1 protein-coding gene is annotated in these 255 nt (G+C 61.2%); it reads right to left on the bottom strand.

From position 1 onward, the window contains the following. Window positions 1–255: hypothetical protein (locus HAQ05_RS28275; RefSeq protein ID WP_190427761.1), on the bottom strand; the 255-nt coding region annotated here is incomplete at both ends.

Below are 255 nucleotides of genomic sequence, written 5' to 3'. Positions count from 1 at the left end.
GAGGCCACGACTTCGCTGCCAGCGTAATAGGCCATGCCCCGAAAGATGCTGGCCAGGTCTTGTAGCACCTGCAGGGCATCGGCGCGCGATTGCAGGAAGAGGTTGCAGGTAAAGCGAGGTTCGGTACCGCCTTTGCCATCGTCGACCAGTTCATCGCAGTACTGAGCGATCTGGTACAGCGCCCACTTGTCCACCTGGGCATCGCTGATGAAGCGGCCCAGGCCGTAGCGGTCGTTCAGGATGACGTCGCGGTAG

Origin of the sequence: Pseudomonas typographi (assembly GCF_014694385.1) — a bacterium.
In the GTDB taxonomy this organism is placed as follows: Bacteria; Pseudomonadota; Gammaproteobacteria; order Pseudomonadales; family Pseudomonadaceae; genus Aquipseudomonas; species Aquipseudomonas typographi.
The sequence above is the reverse complement of the archived record's forward strand: the minus strand, read 5'-3'. Positions and strand labels throughout refer to the sequence as shown.